Source organism: Williamsia sp. CHRR-6 (assembly GCF_018474015.1).
Classification (GTDB): domain Bacteria; phylum Actinomycetota; class Actinomycetes; order Mycobacteriales; family Mycobacteriaceae; genus Williamsia_A.
This window is the reverse complement of sequence record NZ_JAHCSG010000001.1, coordinates 664763-667818: the sequence shown is the minus strand read 5'-3', so window position 1 is coordinate 667818 and position 3056 is coordinate 664763. Positions and strand designations below refer to the sequence as shown.

Annotated in this window: 3 protein-coding genes; all 3 read right to left on the bottom strand. The window is 68.6% G+C overall.

Annotated features, from left to right (window positions below; all coding sequences use genetic code 11):
* Nucleotides 1–101: 101 nt before the first annotated feature.
* A complete protein-coding gene (locus KIK15_RS03190) occupies nt 102–1097 on the bottom strand; it encodes a triacylglycerol lipase (RefSeq protein WP_250323913.1) in 996 nt (331 codons plus the stop codon).
* Nucleotides 1098–1253: 156 nt separating this feature from the next.
* Nucleotides 1254–2150 carry an alpha/beta fold hydrolase gene (locus KIK15_RS03185; protein WP_214242666.1) on the bottom strand — a complete coding sequence of 299 codons (897 nt, stop codon included), beginning with the start codon at nt 2148–2150 and terminating at the stop codon, nt 1254–1256.
* A 151-nt stretch (nt 2151–2301) separates the two neighbouring features.
* Nucleotides 2302–3051, bottom strand: a complete 750-nt coding sequence (locus KIK15_RS03180; protein ID WP_214242665.1) for an aspartate/glutamate racemase family protein — start codon at nt 3049–3051, stop codon at nt 2302–2304.
* Nucleotides 3052–3056 lie beyond the last annotated feature (5 nt).

The following is a 3056-nucleotide window of genomic DNA, read 5'->3' as shown; positions in this document are numbered from 1 at the left end:
GCCTGAGCCCATCTCTGATGGGGGGCCCGTTCGATCCAGGGCCCTCTTCGATCAGGGACAGGTTCGATCAGGGGCAGGTTCGATTCGGGCGTCGGCCGAGCTCACCGGCAGGGCAGGGGGATGGCGGTGGCGTTGGCAGGATCGAGCCCGCGCAACACCAGGCCCACCGCGCGGGGGTCGGTGGTGACCTCCATGTGGTTGACGCGGGCGCTGGGGCATCCGGTCTGCACCCACACGTTGTCCACGGTGGCCCCCGGACCGGCCCGCAGGAACGTGGTGGCCGCAGGGGTGACCACGTTGTCGTCACGGGTGCCGACAACCACGTAGCGCACCCCGGGTCGGGTGTCGCCACCGGCGTTGAGTCGCATCAACACCGGCGAGCCGACCATCTGCTCCACGTAGGAGGGACCGACCGCGGTGGCGGCCAGGGTGATGACCGGGATGCCCAGCATCTGTCCGATCGCCCCGATGGCCTGATTGCGGTTGAAGGTGGTGCCATGGTTGGTGCCGGCCAGGCTCACCACGGTGTGAACGATGTTGCGCCACGGCGCCTTCGCGTCGGTGCCGCCGGCGAATCGCAGGTACTGCCGGGTGACCACCGCGCCCTGCGAGTGGCCGACGATGTCGACCTGCCGGGCGCCGGTGCGCATACGTACCCGGTCGACGAATGCGGCCAGATCGTGAGCGGATCGTTCGATGCTGTTGCCGCCGAACATGTTCAGCAGGTTGTCGGTGCTGCCGGGCTGGTGCTGCCCGTAGGAGACCGCGAACACGCAGTAGCCGGCGTCGGCCAGGGCGGGGGAGAGGGTCTTCCAGGTACCCGCGCGGTCAGACCAGGTGCCGTGCACCAACACCACCGGGCGCGGATGAGCGGCGCTCGGCCGACAGGAGAAGTCGTTGGACCCGGGCGGCGAGGCCGGGGCCGGTTGCGCTGAGGCCATCCCCACTCCGCCCACACCCATCCCGCCCACACTCACTCCGATGGCCGCGCCCAGCGCGATCAGCGAGCGGGCAAACGTCGAGCGGGCAGACGTCGAGCGGGCAGACGTCGAGCGGGCAGACGTCGAGCGGGCAGACACAGTGCGGTGCAACCGCATGACGTGGCCTCCAGTGCGTGGGTTCCCCACCCGTTGGCGAACGCTATCGGGCTGCGGGCCGCACGATCCAGCCACGAATACGATCCATGGCATTCGAGATCCAACAGAGGCCGATCCGTGATCTGAAGCGATCGGCTTCGCACGGGGAAGGCGCGGTCAGGCGACCAACGCTGACTCCACCAGCAGCCGGATCTCGTCGACCACCAGCGACGGTTCGGTGAGCTGGATGTAGTGGCTGGAGGTGGAGGCGAACACGTGCTTGCCCCGTTCGGCGCGTTCGGCGGTCTCGATGTGGGACTGCGCGATGTAGTCGTCGGCCAGCTTGTCCTCTGGCACCCGGTTCGACGAAATCTCCACCAGCGGTGCCTCCGGGATCCAGGGGCCGGTCTCGGCGAAGTCGCGGATGCTCTCGCCGTACTGCTCCCACTCGACCACCAATGTCTTGGCTGCGGTCACCCCGCCATCTTCGGCACGCACCTCGGTGATCGCCTCGGCCAGCACCTGCGCGGTCTGCTGATCGAGCGCCTCGTCACCGGTGTCGCGGAGCAGTCGGTTGTGCAGTCGCGGGGCGATGCGGGGTAGCAGTCGTAGTCTCGCCAGCAGCAGACGTGACTGGTAGACCGCGTCGGTGAGGCCACCGTCGAGTCCCACGAGTTCGTCGCACAGCTCGGAGACCTCGTCGACCAGGACCACACCGGCGACGTCGTCGGGGTCGCGTACCGCGCCGCCACGGGTGATGGGGCCGCCGTAGCTGTGGCCGACCACCACGCAGGGGCCGTCGACAGCGGCGTTTCGGACGGCGAGATGGTCGGAGATGAGTCGGTCCAGACCGCGATCGCAGAGGTCGACGTCGCTGAGCCCGTGCCCGGCCCGGTCGTAGGTGACGATGCGTGCGAACCGTGCGACCAGGGGAGCCACCGCAGCCCAGGTGTTACGGGACCGGCCGATACCGGCCTCGAAGAACACTGTCACCGGACCTGATCCGGCCACGCAGAAGTGCAACCGTCGGCCGTCGTCGACCTGGACGAAATGCGACTCTCCCAGAGCCGGCATACCGATCACCCCGTGTGCCCCCGACAGGCGTTTCCGCATATGCGGACCAACCACCCGAACGTATCATTTCGTTCGCCTGAGAAACGGGCGGCGGTGAGTGCTGGGACGGATCGTCACACAGCTGTCACCTGCGCAGGTAGCGACCAGGCGCTCAGCGGGCGGTCGGTTCGCCGAACCCCGACAGCAGTCCGGTGTAGGGCTTGGCCGGCGGCGGGGCGAACTCGATCCCGGCCTTGCCGGGACTACCGCCGATCGGGATCAGAGCCTGCAGCAGGCGAACCCCCGCGGCCACCCCGTCGATGACCGGGGCCCCGATCGCCTCGGAGATGCGGTGCGCCAGATCGGCCATCCCGCCGCAGCCCAACACGATCGACTCGGACCGGTCCTGGTGCAGCGCCTGCCGACAGGCCTCGGTGAGAATCTGTTCGGTGTGCGGGTTGGTCTCCAGTTCCAAGACGGGGATCTCGCAGGCGTGCAGACCTGCGCACAGTCCGGCGACGCCGTAACGGTGGGTCAGTTCGTCGGCGCGGCCGATGGTTCGGGTCAGGGTGGTCACCACCGAGAACCGGCCCCCGATCAGTGCGGCGAGATGCATGGACGCCTGGGCGATGCCCAGCACCGGCGCTTGGGCCACTTCCCGGGCGGCGTCGAGCCCAGGGTCACCGAAACAGGCGATCAGGTAGCCGTCGCTGGGATGGTCACACGCGCGGTCGGCGACGATGGCAGCCAGCACCCCGGGGACCGACAAGGCCTCGTCGTAGTGGCTCTCGATGGATGCTGGACCCATGGTCGAGGTGAGCGCCACCAGGTCGGTGTCGGGCATCGCCGCCGCACGCGCCACCTCCGCCATGACGTCGGTCATGGCGGAGGTGGTGTTCGGATTGATCAGACAGATCCGCATCAGGA

Coding starts and splice junctions, on each gene's coding strand:
- KIK15_RS03180 (WP_214242665.1), bottom strand. CDS start 3,051: ATGCGGATCTGTCTGATCAATCCGAACACCACCTCCGCCATGACCGAC.
- KIK15_RS03185 (WP_214242666.1), bottom strand. CDS start 2,150: ATGCCGGCTCTGGGAGAGTCGCATTTCGTCCAGGTCGACGACGGCCGA.
- KIK15_RS03190 (WP_250323913.1), bottom strand. CDS start 1,097: ATGCGGTTGCACCGCACTGTGTCTGCCCGCTCGACGTCTGCCCGCTCG.